The organism is Lysinibacillus xylanilyticus, from assembly GCF_001183605.1.
GTDB lineage: Bacteria > Bacillota > Bacilli > Bacillales_A > Planococcaceae > Lysinibacillus > Lysinibacillus xylanilyticus.
In genome coordinates this window covers 1,945,470-1,960,087 of sequence record NZ_LFXJ01000005.1, presented here as the reverse complement: position 1 = coordinate 1,960,087, position 14,618 = coordinate 1,945,470, and the positions used below count along the sequence as shown (strand labels likewise).

Below are 14,618 nucleotides of genomic sequence, written 5' to 3'. Positions count from 1 at the left end.
CCACTTATAGGTGAGGCTAAATATGAATTTAATAAAATACTGTTAATAAATTAGGGGGTTTTTAGAATGCTAAACTTGAAAATGTTAGATTTGAAAATGTTTATTAATGGTAAATGGTCAGATTCTGTGAACATGGAAAAACGTAATATTATCAATCCAGCGAATAACGAAGTGATAGCAGAGGCTCCGAGAGCAAGTGTAGAAGAAACGCGAAATGCCATTGATGCAGCGCGAAATGCATTTGATTCAGGAATTTGGTCAAACTTGCCGGCTTCCGAAAGAGCCTCCTATTTATTCAAAATTGCAGATAAACTTGAAGAAAAAACATCAGAGCTGAGTGAACTTGAAATGTTGAATACAGGAAAGCCCCTTAAAGAAGCAGAGTTCGATATTGGGGATGCTGTGAATTGCTTCCGTTATTATGGTGGCCTTGTCACAAAACCAAACGGTCAAACATATCCAGTTGCCGATCCAATACAGGCGCTTGTTGTCCGTGAGCCTGTAGGCGTATGTGGTCTGATTGCGCCTTGGAATTTCCCATTATTGACAGGAGCTTGGAAAATTGCGCCTGCTCTTGCAGCAGGAAATACGATTGTGTTCAAGCCAGCGGAGTTGACGCCAATTACCACTTTCAAGCTCTTCGAAATTCTTGAAGAAGTAGGGATTCCAGCGGGCGTTGCGAATTTGGTGACTGGAGGAGGTTCAACTGTCGGAAATGAATTGGCTGAAAGTGAAAAAGTCGATATGGTTTCCTTTACTGGCAGTACAACGGTAGGCAGATCAATCATGAAAGCAGCATCAGGAAATATTAAGAAAGTTGCACTCGAATTAGGTGGTAAATCGCCGAATATCGTCTTCGCTGACGCAGATTTCGAAACAGCAGTCGATTATGCGCTTTATGGAATATTTGTGAATGCGGGCCAAGTATGTAATTCAGGTTCACGTTTACTTCTTGAAGAAAGCATTCATGACAAGTTCGTTGAAAGCCTGATTAGTAAAGCGAAAAAAATTCGTGTAGGTCGTGGTGATGATCCGTCGACTCAAATGGGTGCCCTTGTCGGTGAAGATCATATGAACTCAGTGCTAGATTATATTCAAATCGGCATCGATGAAGGAGCAAAATTAGTTTGTGGCGGTAAACGGATTACAAGTGGTGGGCTTGAGCATGGCTGTTTTGTTGAGCCGACAATCTTTGTAGATACAACGCCTGACATGAGAATTGTTCAAGAAGAAATATTCGGCCCTGTGCTAGTTGTCCAAAAGTTCAAAGATGAAGCGGAGGCTATCGAGCTCGCAAACGATACGCCGTACGGTCTTGCAGCTGGAGTGTTCTCTCAAGATGGGGCTAAAGCTTTACGCGTTATTAAAAAAATTAGAGCAGGTATTACTTCAATTAATGCATACAATCTTGCTTACAACGAAGCTCCATGGGGAGGATATAAGCAAAGTGGACTCGGTCGTGGGTTAGGCACGTTCGGTTTGGATGAATTTTCGGAAGTGAAGCAAATAAATATCAATTTAGAAGTTAGTCCGACGAATTGGTTTGAAAATTAACATCTCGTGAAAGAAGTTCGCTGACGTAAGGTCATGAAAAAAGGAAAGGGGAAATGATTAATGATTTGGGATTTCAATTTCAATTTACCGACTTCTATTGAGTTTGGTAACGGGACAGTAAACAATGTAGGGAAAAGAGCGAAAGAGTTGGGCGGCAATAAAGTACTAATCATTACGGATAAAGGCCTGGCACAAACGGGGATTTTAAAAAGGGTAACAGATTCATTGGAACAAGAAGGGGTTTCTTTCCTTGTTTATGATGAAATTACTCCGAATCCGAAAGATGTAGACTGCGTAAAAGCCTACGAAAAATTCAAAGACGAAAATATCGACTTGTTATTGGGCCTTGGTGGTGGAAGTTCAATGGACACTGCTAAAGCAATTGGGGTACTTTTAACACATGAAGGGGAGCTTAAAGATCGCTATGGTTTCAATCTGCTGGAGCGCGATATTACACCTCTTATTTGTATCCCTACCACATCGGGTACAGGTAGTGAGGTGACGACAGGGTCTGTTATCACAGATACTGTCACTAAACAGAAAGAAGCTATCCTTGATATAAAATTAGCTCCGAAATTGGCGATTGTGGACCCTGAATTGACGCTGTCTTTGCCTACATCAATTACTGCTGCTACTGGAATGGATGCATTGACGCACGCAATCGAAGCTTACACGAGCAATATTGCTGAACCGATTTCTGATGCACTCAGTCTTTATGCGATTGAAATAATTGCTAAGTATCTTCCACTCGCTGTAGAAAACGGTAACAATTTAGAAGCAAGACAAAACATGCTTGTAGGAAGCTTGATTGCAGGTATGGCGTTTACGCACGCTGACCTAGGTGCGGTGCATGCGATGGCAGAACCGCTTGGAGGGTTGTATGACACACCACATGGAGTGGCAAACTCCATCTTCCTACCTCATGTATTTGAATATAATATTCCGTCCAACCCGGAAAAACATGCGACAGTTGCGTTAAAACTTGGAGCAACAGCGGAAGGAAAGACCCTGGAGGAGATTGCCCAAGAAGGTGTTGAATTATTGCATGAACTTGCAAGTAAAATTGGCATTCCGCAATTCCGGGATTTAGATAATGTTAACCCGGATGATTTCGAATTTCTTGCTGAAGGGGCATTTAAACATTTGTGTACTATTACAAATTCTCGCCTATTATCGAAAGATGACTACTTGAAACTGTTCCAAAAAACTTATGAGATGAAAATAAAACATTCATATCAATAACCAAAACTCAAGAGGGTTCCAGGTGTGAGAGTTAATAATAGCAGGGGGAATAATCATGGTTAATCACGATGAGAAACAATTTTTAAATCTGCCTTTTACCGGAATATGTACGTTTGGAAAATATCCGATTTGCACAGATTTGGACCAGCTTGATGCCGATGTAGCGGTCATAGGGGTACCGAATGATATGGGTACACAATGGAAATCGGGTGCAAGAATGGGACCGCGAGGAATCAGAGAAGGATCGACGCTATACAGCTTTGGATTAGAAGGAGCTTATGATATTGAAAATGATATCATGTATCTCGGGCCAGATTGGAAAGTTGTGGATTGCGGCGATGTCGATATGGTACATGGAGATCTAATGCAATGTCACGAAAATACAGAAGAAGCGATCCGTAAAATTGTTTCAAAAGGAGCAATGCCAGTAGTTTTAGGGGGAGATCATTCTATCACGGCTGCGGTAGGAAAAGGACTAAATGAAATAGGTCTATTTCATATCATTCAAATTGATGCACATCTGGATTGGGCAGATCACCGTTCAGGAATGCGCTATGGCCATGGGAACTGCATCCGCCGTCTATCGGAGATGGATCATGTACAGAAAATATTCCAATTAGGTATTCGTGGAATTAGCAGTAGTAAAAAAGAGGATGTTGATGCTGCAATAGACTACGGTAGTGTGATCCTATCTCCACGTCAAATGAGAAAAATGGGGATTGAAGAAGTACTGGAACAAATACCAGCTGGAGAAAGATATTATGTAACGATTGATATCGATGGATTGGATCCATCAATCGCTCCTGGTACGGGTACACCTTCACCGGGCGGCCTTCTTTACGATGAAGTGAACGTATTGTTGGAAGGGATTGCAAAAAGGGGAGAAGTGATTGGATTCGATTTAGTCGAAGTGGCACCTCCTTATGATCCTACCGGTATTACAGGGCAAGTAGCAGCACGCATCATGCTAGATTTGCTCAGCTATGTTTTAAAAGAGAAAGAGAATAGAAGGCTAGCATAAAAAAGTACACAATATAGGATAGTTGTTGAAATGAAATAAAGCGTTCAGAAATGTACTTGACAAATAGTCAGAAAAGATTGCATAGTTTGAATTAGAGGTTCGCCGAAAATTTTAACTGAAGATTTAATTAATTTCGGGGAGTAAAAGTAGGCGAGAAAATAATTCAGGATATATCGAATCACTTATTTTATAAAGTTTATTGAGTGTGATGTAAACTAATCAAACCTGAAAATCTTTAAATTCGGTAAGTTTTTCTATACTCCTGCGATAAAAAAATTTAGTAGTCTATAGATTTTTTAGGAGGTAAGCTGATTGAAAGAAAAACTGACTATCAGTGAAATGGCAAAGCTGCGAGGATTGACTTCGGAGACATTACGCCACTATGACCGAATCGACTTGTTCAAGCCACAATATATCGATCCTCATTCAGGATATCGATACTATTCCATTTTTCAGTATGAAATTCTAGGTACCATTAAAGAACTAAGGCAACTTAGGATGACTACAGATGAGATCAAGGATTATCTTAATGAACGCAATTTCAGTAAATCGTTGGATATTATGAAAACCAAGCACGAAGAACTTGTTTTAAATCTGAAAGAATTAATCGAGATGGAAGAAAATATAAGAGAAAAGATTGCTTATTTGGAACAGGTGGAAAGAGAAAAGGAACTTCAAAAAGTCATTTTCCGCGAAATAAAAAGTAGGCGATTACTTACCTTGCATGAGAAAATCAATAATAACTTCGAACTTTGTTATGGTGTCTTGAATTTAGAGAATATGCTTACCGAGAAGACACCGATTCTTGCTACTAACAGACTTGGCATTATTATCGAAGAGACGAATCTTAAATTGGGACGTTTTGAGGAACCTTCCACTATTTTCATTGTGGCTAAAAATAAGGAAGATATTCCGAATACATATCAATTGACGGTTCCGGGGGGATTATTTGCATGTATCCGTTACAATGGAGAGTTATTGTCGAGTCGTAGTGAAAGTTTAAGAAAACTACTTCATTATCTTAACAAAAACAGCTATCAGATCACTGGTGATGCATTGCAAATCATGCATCTCGATATTACGATTACGGATAAACCGAATGAGATTACCTTTGAAATCCAAGTTCCTGTTCGAAAACTATGAGAATTATGTTAGCGAGTACAGTTTGTGATTAGCTCCGTTTTAATTGATATTTTTCGAAATGATCTAAATAAGGGCGTTAAGTAGTTCTCCTAGTATCCATTTCGATGCGTTTGCTACGTAAAGCTGAAAAAGTAGTATTGATGTTATTAACGATGCTATCAGCCTTTAGCTATAATCTAGTTCAAACCTATAAACTAATGAAGCCCCAGTATGAAAAAACTTTCATACTGGGGCTATTTTTTAAAGCAACAGCTTTAATCAGCCTGAACCTCTTCGACTGTTTGTTCTACTTCTGCTCGTGACATTTTTTCGCGACCTTCTTGCATTGCCTTCAATGTTTTGTGAGCTAATGCAAGTGGTAAGCGACAGAATAATAATACCGTACGTTTATTAATATCTTTCATATACAGATCAGCTTTCGCAAGATTTTCCTCCGCATATGCAAATAAATCATCACGTGTCCAGCCATCGGGAACGAAACTTACTCCGCGATCATCCATATCCTCATGCTGATTGCGTAAAATATTGACTGCTTGGAGACCTCGGCCATAGCCAATAGCTAAATCGCGATCTGTTTGAATGTCTGCACCCCACGCCCAAAGCTCGGACAGCATTGTCCCAACAAGCCCAGCAACGTAGTATGTATAATCATCTAAATCCTCACGCGTATGCACCTGCCAGTTTGCCTTTGCCCATTTTGCCATCCCAAATGCCATTTCACTTGTTGAAGCTTGGACAATATTACGTGAGCCTTCGGGACAAAACGTTAGCCAATCTGCTAAACGAAGAGATACTTCAGGTAGTTGATCTGCATATGGCACTAATAATGCTTCATAAGCTTCAGCATTAAATGTATCCTTTAATAACTCACTTGTTGCCATAAGTAGATCGAATTTTACATCATTAGAAAGGTCTTCATGATCCTCAATTTCATCTATAGCACGCATTGCTAAATATGCGGCTGCCACAGACAATTTTAAATCATTTTTTAAAAAAGTAATCGGTATATAAAAAGTGCGACTAGTTTCCTTTAAAACATGCATCGCTTCTTTATAAAGTTTTTTTTGATCTTTCACTTGTATTCCTCCGTTCAAATGATGACACATCTATAGTATATCGTATCGTAAAAGTGATAAAAGATAAAACAGATTGTTCAATTTATAATCAACTATTTTCAAATGGTATAGATTAAGACAAAGAGAGTGTAGATAACGAGGTTGCAATTTTTACAGGTTGGGACGAACAAGGTAATGGCAAAAATGACTTCGAGAAACGAACTAGTGATGGTTAGTGGATATCAGCTAGAATTGCTATAGTAGCGATAATGCATATCGAGTGTCATTGCATTTTCACTTCTTTTGTTTTTATAGTAGAATAATGTTAAAGTTATAAAAATACGACGAAAAACGTGTGATTATAGAAAAATTTGATATTTTTCGTGTTTTTTTTATGAAAGTTTGCTAAGTTATTGCACATTTATTTCAACAGCGTTAAAGTTTAGGAAGGACAAAAATACAACTTCACTTTTCAAGTATTTGTAGCTGACGCTTTGCTTTCGCTACAGAAAACATTTGCTGCTGACACTTCGCTTTCACGCAGAAGACATTTGTAGCTGTTGATTTGCTTTAGGTACTGAAAACATTACACCGGATTTTTGCCACAATAACTCCTTGCAAAATCCGTGACATTTGTGGAGCATAAACGTTATTCAACTGGCTTCTAAAAGCCTCTTGAATATAAGCAAAATCTAGTATATATCTCACCATCTGAAATAGAGATTGTACGTAAAGTCAAAGGAGAATAGTATGCCAAAGGCTATAGGTATTGATGCAGGCGGAACATTGACAAAAGTTGCTTATTTAGATGAGCATAATGAGCTCGTTTTAACAACTTTCCCGTCAAATGATTTGCTAGCTGTGCAGAATTGGATTATTAATCACCCAGATATTGAGGATATTGGTGTTACGGGAGGGCGTACAGAACAATTACTTGATGTCATCAAAACAATGAAATCGATTCATTATATAGTAGAGTTTGAAGCCACATTGAAGGGCGTTCGATTTTTATTGCATAAGGAGGGCTACTTCTTCGAGCGGAGTATGATTACTAATATTGGTACTGGTACTTCAATTCATTATATGGAAGATAATACACATGTTCGTGTCGGTGGGACAGGCGTTGGTGGCGGAACATTAATTGGATTGTCAGCGCTTACAACTGGCATCACGGATTATAATGAAATAAGAGAACTGGCCTCTAAAGGTAATCGAGAAGAAATTGATTTACTTGTAAAGGATATTTATCAAGGGATGGATACACCTATTGATGGGCAATTGACAGCCAGTAATTTTGGGAAAGTTGGTATTACAGAGTCTGTCAAACATCCAACAGAAGATATTATCGCAACTGTACAAGGGCTTGTCGGTGAGGTTATTACGACACTTAGTATTCAATATGCCGAAGAAAAAAATGCTCAACATATTGTTTATATCGGTTCAACTTTAAGTAATAATGATCATCTTACACGTGTTATTACCAATTACACACGTACGAAAAAGCATACACCAGTCTTTATAAATGACCACGGATTTTCAGGTGCAGTCGGTGCATTATTAAATATAACTGAATATACGGTTGTTTAAAAAAATGTACATTACTAATTCATATTAGTGATGTACATTTTTTTTTCTTCATTCAGTAGAAGAGTTATACCAATTCAAAATCCGGACGCATTGTTTATTTGTAGTGAAAGCAAAGCGTCAGCTACAAATGTTTTCTGTAGCGAAAGCAAAGCGTCAGCTACAATTACGCCGGCGAAATTGATTGGACTGGAAAAGTTTTAGTAATGTCTGTAGTAATCCCCAAAGCATAAAACCTTCTATCCTGAGCAAATTACATGTAGGAGGTGAATATCCGTGGCCAATAGAAACACCAATAGAAACAACAAAAACAGCAATAAAACAATGAATGTTAGAACGCATAATCCCTTTGATACCTACAAAAAAATAGACCTCGATAAATCAAATAGTAATAACAATAACCCGAATGACAACCTAAATGAAGAATTCGCTGCAGAGTTTGATGCGAAAGCCAAAAATAAAGATAATAAAACGAACCATAAGAAAAATCAACAGTCCAACAAAAACAAATAACCGAAATATTGGAGGTATAAATAATGGCAAAGAAGGGGAAAACAAGCTTTAAAAAGAAAAAGAAGGAAGATACACATAAAAGAAATGATCATGAAGAATATTCGGCAGAATTTAATCAAGTAATTCATAACAATCCTCAGCAACCAAAACAATCCAGTAAAAGATAACGAATAACTGCTCCTTAAGAAGGTTGAAATACTTAAGGAGCACTTATTTTTTGCTGTTTTGGCGATATTATGCCAAAAGAATATGAGAGGTTGATTCAATTGCGAAAATTTTGTGTAACACTAGGAATTATTCTTGTAATGATTGCTGTACACATCCCAACAATTTCTTATGCTCAACAAGGAATACCAGCCCATGCACAATGGGGATATGTAGCGATAAAAGAGACAAAGGCAAAATACCCTCAAGCTAAAATTATCGATTATTTGCATGAGGGGAGCGAAGTTAATGAAGACTCTTCTATTGAAAAATTTAGGCTTTGGTTAAAACAAAATGACAAAGAATTCGGTGTACATGTTCGGATCAAATATATAACAAATACTAATAAAGTAGTAAAAATTGAATTCCAAGAAACCACCCCATAAAAAGAGGATGCCTAATTTCAGGCATCCTCCTTCAGTTAGCTTTCTAGCTTTTTAATAAACTCTCGCATTAATCCAGGTAAATCTGGCCACGCATGGCCACTAATTAAATTGTCGTCTGTATGAAGATTTGCATTGATATACGTTGCTCCTGCTACTTGAACTTCGGGCTTGCAGGCAATATAAGCGGTTAACTCACGACCTTTCAAAACCTCAGGAATGGTCGCGAAAATTTGAGCTGCGTGACAAACAGCAGCAATTGGTTTATTTGTTTCAAAGAAATGGCTCACTAGTGCTGGAACATGCTCATTTAATCGAATGTATTCTGGCGCTCGTCCACCAGGAATGATGAGTCCGTCAAATTGTACTGGATCTACCTCTGCAAATGATGAGTGTGCTTCTAATCCATATGCTGTACGCTCGATGTATGTATCGACTCCATCGACAAAATCGTGCAATACAGTCTGCAATTTCTTTACGGATGGTGCCGCAATCGTTACATCATAGCCAGCCTCAAGACAACGATAATAAGGATAAAAAATTTCTAAAGCTTCAACTGCGTCTCCTGCAAGTATTAATACCTTTTTCCCCATGCTTCCATCTCCTTTTATTGTAGTCTAGTAGCTTAATTCGACGTTTTCAAAAAATTCCCTTCTGATATTTTGGAAAAGCTGAAAATCGCTGATAACCCCAAAAGAACCTCGGATACATGCATGAAAATTGTTGATGAAAGTGAATTCAACGCAATCGACTAATGACAAGTACACTTCGTTTCAAAACTTCAATCTACTTGCTTTACAACTAAAAAAATGAAGCGTATAGTATTTATTTAGCTAGGTAAATAAATTGGGAGGTTGCTAACATGAATCCTATATTTCATGCTTTATTCCAAAAAAGTCGTTATTTAACGAATTGTTTAAATGAAGTACTAAAACAGCACAATTTGTACAGCTCACAATGGACTATTTTATATTGTTTACATAGTAACGGGCCAATGACATTAACACAAATCTGGAAATATTTGAACGTTGAGGCACCGAGTATTACAAGAGCAATTACTCGACTCGAAACTTTAGGTTGGGTGCTGAGAATAGATGGTGAAGATAAACGTGAAAAAATCGTTACGTTATCACCTTATGCAGAGGAAAACTTGCCTGCTATTACTAAAACCATTTTAGCTTTTGAGGAAGAAATGGTAGGGACATTAACTGTCGAAGAACAACAGCAATTTCTGATTTTATTGGAAAAAATGAAAGGTTGATTAACATGCAGCAAGAGGGGAATAGAAAAATATGGACGAAGCGGTTTATTAGTCTTTTTTTAACAAATATTTCAGTCTTTTTTGTTTTTTATGGGTTGGTAACCACTTTGCCGCTTTATGCAATTGATGAATTGCATCAAACAGACAAGGAAGCGGGATTGTTACTGTCAGGATTTTTATTATCAGCCATTATCGTGCGTCCCTTTTCAGGTAAACTATTAGATGTTTTTGGGAAGAAAAAACTTTTAGTTATTTCAATAATCGGCTATTTTTTATGTACAGTTTTATATTTATTTATTCATCCTTTTGGACTTTTATTAGGACTCCGTTTTGTTCAAGGGATCTTCTTTAGTATTATTACTACGGCAGCTGGCTCTTTAGCAGCGGATATAGTGCCTGCCAATCGTAAAGGTGCAGGTCTAGGTTATTTCACAATGTCTACTAACTTAGCAGTAGTTATTGGGCCATTTATCGGTTTACTGCTTATTCAATATAGTAGCTTTAATGTACTATTTATAGTGATGAGTATTTGTATATTAGCAGGGGGCATCCTAGCTGTAACGATAAATACTGATGATTTACCTAAGCCTGAACATCAAGGTAAATTGAAGTTTAAATTTGATGATTTATTTGAACGTCGTGCACTTCCAGTAGCGGCTATTGCTAGTTTAGTAGCTTTTTCATATGCGAGTGTTTTATCGTTTTTATCAGTGTACGCACAGCAAAAAGATTTAATGGCTGTAGCGAGTCTGTTTTATGCAGTTTTTGCAGCAGCAATGCTTATAACCCGTCCATATACAGGTAAACTTTATGATACAAAAGGACCGCAATTTGTTATTATACCTGGCATTGTATTCTTTGCTATCGGTCTTGTTATGCTTGCATTTGTCTCAGGACCGGCATTATTTTTATTTGCAGCCATTTTTATTGGATTTGGCTATGGAGCAGTGACTACAAGCTTACAAGCATTAGCTGTACAGTCTACATCACATACACGCAGTGGTTATGCAACCGCAACGTACTTTACGATGTTTGACACTGGTATTGCGCTTGGCTCATATATTTTAGGTATGGTCGCTGTGCAAGCAGGCTATTCTTATGTTTATCTAGCTGGAGCAGGCTTACTAGTTGTTGTCTTTATCATTTATTTAATTCGTTTAGCTTCTTTCAGCGGGCAAACATCCGCTGAATAGAGGAACTCAGTCTAAGAACGCCACGTCCTGTGGCTACGACTGAGTGACCAACATCTTGTTGGCCTAAAGCCTCCGGAGGATGTTACGGAATCGGAAAGGAGTTCAATAAAGGATGTTAGCCTAAAATCATCGCATCCATGCGATAACGGCTAACTGACCTGCATCTTGCAGGCCTGAGCACAAAGCCGATTCCGGACGCAATTATGCCGAGGCATAATTGTTCAAATAAATAAAATCAAAAAAAGTAGTACATGTATGAGGATAAAGAAAAAAACAGTTGGGACATCCCAACTGTTTTTGTTTTGCGCTATATTCGACCATATCCAGTAAAGTGCTTTTTCCAATAAGAGCTATTAATGTTAGCGATAGTAACACCACTGTCACTTGCGCTAATCATTTGATTATTTCCAAGATAAATGCCTACATGTGAGATACCTGCTTTATATGTATTAGAGAAAAATACTAAATCTCCTACTTGAGGTGACTTTACTTTTTTAGCTGTATTGTAAAAACCTGCTGCTGACTTACGAGCTGTCGAAATACCAGCGTTGTTAAAAACGTAAGAAACATAGCCTGAGCAATCAAAACCTGTACTAGGTTTATTTCCGCCAAATGTGTATTTTACGCCTAATTGTCGTTTAGCAATTTGTACTAGGTTAGTTGTTGGTTTAGGTTTAGATGCTGATACTAGTGGGGCATTGATGTTTATCTTTTGACCAATGCGAATTGATGTAGTAGATAAGTTATTCCATTTCATCAATGTTTGATAAGAAACACCGTACTGATTGCCAATCTTCGATAAAGAATCACCAGATTTTACTGTGTAAGTTGCCGCTGATGCTGTGTCAATTGTTGAAAAAAGTACAGATGAACTCAAAGCCAATGTAGCTAATTTTAATCCCCATCTATACTTTTTATTCTTTTTCATAATATATATCCTCCTAAAAACTTTAAAAGCTTAATATATAAATGATATTAACATTGTAATATTACAATAGTATGTCAATAAAATAACATTAAGGATACAATTATACTTACAAAAGTTAGGAAATCACTAACTTTATGGTTCACCATCAAAAGTCAGGGAGTTGTAAAACGTATGCCATGTAAATAAATTGATTGAATGGGGACTTGACGATTCCTTTGATGCAGTTCTTTATGTTGGTGAGCATATGTAAGAAAACCCGAGGGATAAAAATAAAATATTGGGGGATATTAAATATCTGAATAAAGTGGAGGCAGATGGAGAGAGGAGACCGACTCCTGGTTTAAGGCAAGAGGCAGTCCGTAGATTAATTTTTTTCTTTTTGAATCGCTTTACGTGCAAGTGCATCTGCAGCTTTATTTTGCGTATCTGGAACCCATTTGATGAAAAATAAATCGAAGCTATTGACAAGTGTAAGTGCCTGCTCAAGATAAGGTTTAAATTCCTCATTTTTCACATATTCTTTTTCCATAGAGGCTACAACTATTTTTGAATCTGAGCGAACTGAGACTAGGTTTGAACCAAGCTTTCGTGCTTCCTCAAGACCGCGTACTAAGGCAGTAAACTCGGCAATGTGGTTATTGGTTTGCCCTATATACTCACTGATTTGTATATGATGGCCTTCTCCTTTAATAAATATCCCAATACCACTGGGGCCAGGATTTCCTGCACTAGCAGCATCAATGTATACTTCTAACATAAAATCCCTACTTTTTGATTTAGATTTTACATTAATTGTACATCAATAGTGCTTTTTCACAATATCTTAGTTATGTTAAATATGGATAAACAAAATAGTTGCTTGTTCAAAATGTTCACTTCATAATAGTAAGAAGTGAAATTTGGGCGTGAAAGGAGCGAGAGTTCGATTTGGATAAAGTGACGGTTATGAAAGATATTGATGAACTAAATGATACGTATTGTGCTGATTGCTTAGTGATAAAGCAATTACGAAAAGAACGTGGTAAACCTGGTGCTCACCGTTTCTGTATTGAAGCTTGCACCGTAGGGGAGCGACTACAATTTCTCGGAGAAGAGCTCTTGAAGGTGTATAGTAAATAATGTTTTACAGATATGGCTTATCAACTGTGGCAAAATAATCATAGGTACTAAACGGACTATGTTTAAATAAAGTAAAGCTTAATGATAAAAGTTTCATTTTGCTCAACATATAATAAAATTTACTTAAATCGATGCATAAATAACAATATGATCGGAAATACTAGTATTGGTTGGTTACCATAAAAAAGCTACTTTATTATTTGCTCATTGCCGATAATAAATGTAGCTTTTTTCTATGGTAACTGAAATGCGCCACACAATCTAAGATTGCTTAGAGTGTGTGGCGCTATTTTAAGCATTATTTAGTTGCAGCATAGTTACTTAAGTCTTGGTAATATTTTGTGAGAGAGGAAGCTGAAATATCGAACGTCGCCGCAATTTCTTTTACAGTCATTGATAACGGCTCGAATAGCTCTTTTTCTTGACCATATCGAATTGCGCCAGCGGCAATAGCAGACTCTTTACGCGCAGATGGTTGTCCTTCAATTAAATAGTCCTCTAATAGCTCTAACATAGGAGCTGTTTCACGCTCATTTTGCTCAAGGAAATCTTTAACTTGTGTAATTACATTGCTCTCAAAGTTCGTGAATTCCTCACCTTTATAACCATTTGACACAAGTAACTCCCAGAAGGATAAATGCTCTTCTTTTAAGAATGCTCCAGCCTTCTTCTCAGAAGCCTCGAAATTTTTCTTAAATTGTTCAAATACCTTTGTATGATCTTCAGGGAAGAAGATAAGCGTTGAAACAGCTAAATAATGCTCTGATTCTTTTGTACCATCTGGTAAGATGAATGCAAAGACATGCATACCTTCAGGGATAGGTTTGTCATTTTCACGACGAATATAAATTTCTTCATTTGTTAACACATGTGTAGCCTTGAAATATTTTTCTTCTACAACTGACACGGAACCAATAAATAGATGTGGTTGTGACCAGCCTTCTAACACTTTTACCGTAGAAGGTCTTACCGCTTTTTTCTTTGTTTTCTTTAAGTAACCTTTCCAAATAGATGGCTCTTGATGGAAGAAGAAGTCGTCTAACGCGATTGCCTCAATCAGCTCTCTTTGTAGTACGCTCTCTAATTTAGGTTGCCATGTACCTACATGCTCTATATAAGCACGAACATCTTTGCGTTCAGGATATTCTAAGTAAAATGTTTGTAGTACACGCTCTAATTCTTCGATTGCTACAGCTTCTACGGTAACCTGTTGTTTACCTTCACAACATTTTTTATATTTTTTGCCGCTACCGCATGTGCATGGATCATTACGTTTTACCATAATTAGAAACACTTCCTTTGAAAATTATTAGTCGAATTTTGCTAAATAAATTGCATACAATTAATAATAACGGTACATTGGTATGAAGAAAAATGATTGTCTATTTAGAAATATCAAAAAACGCAGATGGACGCCC

Annotated in this window: 16 protein-coding genes; 11 read left to right on the top strand and 5 right to left on the bottom strand. The window is 37.3% G+C overall.

The annotated features are described in order from the left end of the window. The first annotated feature begins 81 nt into the window (after positions 1–81). The 4 genes from ACZ11_RS12420 to ACZ11_RS12405 all read left to right on the top strand — a co-directional run bounded on the left by ACZ11_RS12420 (position 82) and on the right by ACZ11_RS12405 (position 4,960). Positions 82–1,554, top strand: a complete 1,473-nt coding sequence (locus ACZ11_RS12420) for an aldehyde dehydrogenase family protein (protein ID WP_049667179.1) — start codon at positions 82–84, stop codon at positions 1,552–1,554. 60 nt (positions 1,555–1,614) lie between these two features. Continuing rightward, positions 1,615–2,796, top strand: coding sequence for an iron-containing alcohol dehydrogenase (locus tag ACZ11_RS12415; protein WP_049666494.1), 1,182 nt, complete (start codon positions 1,615–1,617; stop codon positions 2,794–2,796). A gap of 55 nt (positions 2,797–2,851) precedes the next feature. Then, a complete protein-coding gene (speB, locus tag ACZ11_RS12410) occupies positions 2,852–3,817 on the top strand; it encodes an agmatinase (RefSeq protein ID WP_049666492.1) in 966 nt (321 codons plus the stop codon). A 312-nt stretch (positions 3,818–4,129) separates the two neighbouring features. Next, complete coding sequence (locus tag ACZ11_RS12405) at positions 4,130–4,960, top strand: MerR family transcriptional regulator (RefSeq protein WP_049666490.1); 831 nt, start codon at positions 4,130–4,132, stop codon at positions 4,958–4,960. 254 nt (positions 4,961–5,214) lie between these two features. On the opposite strand, the gene ACZ11_RS12400 is transcribed toward ACZ11_RS12405, so the two are convergent. After that, complete coding sequence (locus tag ACZ11_RS12400; protein WP_082172765.1) at positions 5,215–6,036, bottom strand: squalene/phytoene synthase family protein; 822 nt, start codon at positions 6,034–6,036, stop codon at positions 5,215–5,217. Between the two features lie 729 nt (positions 6,037–6,765). Here ACZ11_RS12400 and coaW point away from each other — a divergent pair. The 4 genes from coaW to ACZ11_RS12385 all read left to right on the top strand — a co-directional run bounded on the left by coaW (position 6,766) and on the right by ACZ11_RS12385 (position 8,702). Then, positions 6,766–7,602: a type II pantothenate kinase gene (gene coaW, locus ACZ11_RS12395; protein WP_049666487.1), complete on the top strand. Its 837-nt coding sequence runs from the start codon at positions 6,766–6,768 to the stop codon at positions 7,600–7,602. Between the two features lie 273 nt (positions 7,603–7,875). Beyond that, positions 7,876–8,112: a hypothetical protein gene (locus ACZ11_RS12390; RefSeq protein ID WP_400908770.1), complete on the top strand. Its 237-nt coding sequence runs from the start codon at positions 7,876–7,878 to the stop codon at positions 8,110–8,112. A 23-nt stretch (positions 8,113–8,135) separates the two neighbouring features. Continuing rightward, positions 8,136–8,279: a hypothetical protein gene (locus ACZ11_RS26610; protein ID WP_169776077.1), complete on the top strand. Its 144-nt coding sequence runs from the start codon at positions 8,136–8,138 to the stop codon at positions 8,277–8,279. A gap of 99 nt (positions 8,280–8,378) precedes the next feature. Further along, entirely contained in the window at positions 8,379–8,702 is a 324-nt protein-coding gene (locus ACZ11_RS12385) for a DUF3889 domain-containing protein (RefSeq protein ID WP_049666485.1), read from the top strand. Positions 8,703–8,737: 35 nt separating this feature from the next. On the opposite strand, the gene ACZ11_RS12380 is transcribed toward ACZ11_RS12385, so the two are convergent. Continuing rightward, positions 8,738–9,292 carry a DJ-1/PfpI family protein gene (locus tag ACZ11_RS12380; RefSeq protein WP_049666483.1) on the bottom strand — a complete coding sequence of 185 codons (555 nt, stop codon included), beginning with the start codon at positions 9,290–9,292 and terminating at the stop codon, positions 8,738–8,740. Between the two features lie 269 nt (positions 9,293–9,561). Between ACZ11_RS12380 and ACZ11_RS12375 the strand changes: the two genes are divergently transcribed. Continuing rightward, positions 9,562–9,960: a MarR family winged helix-turn-helix transcriptional regulator gene (locus ACZ11_RS12375; protein WP_049666482.1), complete on the top strand. Its 399-nt coding sequence runs from the start codon at positions 9,562–9,564 to the stop codon at positions 9,958–9,960. A gap of 5 nt (positions 9,961–9,965) precedes the next feature. After that, positions 9,966–11,153 (top strand): MFS transporter, encoded by a 1,188-nt coding sequence (locus ACZ11_RS12370; RefSeq protein ID WP_049666481.1) that lies wholly within the window; start codon positions 9,966–9,968, stop codon positions 11,151–11,153. Positions 11,154–11,460: 307 nt separating this feature from the next. Here the strand turns inward: ACZ11_RS12370 and ACZ11_RS12365 are convergent, their stop codons facing one another. Both ACZ11_RS12365 and ACZ11_RS12360 read right to left on the bottom strand, forming a co-directional pair. Further along, positions 11,461–12,081, bottom strand: coding sequence for a C40 family peptidase (locus ACZ11_RS12365; protein ID WP_053093227.1), 621 nt, complete (start codon positions 12,079–12,081; stop codon positions 11,461–11,463). Positions 12,082–12,445: 364 nt separating this feature from the next. Next, entirely contained in the window at positions 12,446–12,838 is a 393-nt protein-coding gene (locus ACZ11_RS12360; RefSeq protein ID WP_049666479.1) for a ribonuclease HI family protein, read from the bottom strand. 170 nt (positions 12,839–13,008) lie between these two features. Here ACZ11_RS12360 and ACZ11_RS12355 point away from each other — a divergent pair, with 170 nt between their 5' ends. Then, entirely contained in the window at positions 13,009–13,200 is a 192-nt protein-coding gene (locus tag ACZ11_RS12355) for a zinc-finger domain-containing protein (RefSeq protein WP_049666477.1), read from the top strand. Between the two features lie 298 nt (positions 13,201–13,498). Here the strand turns inward: ACZ11_RS12355 and ACZ11_RS12350 are convergent, their stop codons facing one another. Continuing rightward, positions 13,499–14,482, bottom strand: coding sequence for a YecA family protein (locus tag ACZ11_RS12350; protein WP_049666475.1), 984 nt, complete (start codon positions 14,480–14,482; stop codon positions 13,499–13,501). Positions 14,483–14,618 lie beyond the last annotated feature (136 nt).